General features: G+C 72.8%; 1 protein-coding gene. It reads right to left on the reverse strand.

Translation table 11 applies throughout. The features are described from left to right. Positions 1-445 (reverse strand): transposase (locus tag GPK39_RS08045; protein WP_215674916.1); only part of this gene is annotated, 445 nt, incomplete at its 3' end. Between the last annotated feature and the right edge of the window lie 29 nt (positions 446-474).

The raw sequence follows: 474 nt of genomic DNA on the forward strand, positions 1-474 counted from the left end.
CGGACTCTATGAGCGCCGTGCGCGCGAGCGCGTTGCCGGCCTTGGTTATCCCGCCGCGCCGCTCGGACTCGCCGCTCGAGTGCTCCGACGGGGTCAGCCCGCACCAGCTCGCGAAGGCCGGCGCCGAGCGGAACCTGCTGAAGGACCCGGCCTCCGCCGCGAGCCTGAAGGCCGTCAGGGTGTCGACCCCCTTGATGCAGGACAGCGCCTCCACCGTCGCCCGCCAGCGGTCGGTGCCCGCCAGCGCGACGACCCTCCTCTCGAGCTGCCGCCTGTCCGACTCCGCGCAGCGGGCGGCCGTGACGTAGTACTCCAGCGCGTCGCGCTGCGGCCCCTCGAGCCTGATCTCCGAGACCCACCTCCGGTGGGCCCTCGTCCAGGCCTTCTTCCTCGCCCCGTCGGCGTTGCGCTCGTCCCAGACGTGGCCCAGCCTGATCAGGAACATGTTGAGGCGCTGCCTCGAGCGGCGGAGCT

Source organism: Collinsella aerofaciens (assembly GCF_018785245.1).
In the GTDB taxonomy this organism is placed as follows: domain Bacteria; phylum Actinomycetota; class Coriobacteriia; order Coriobacteriales; family Coriobacteriaceae; genus Collinsella; species Collinsella aerofaciens_AD.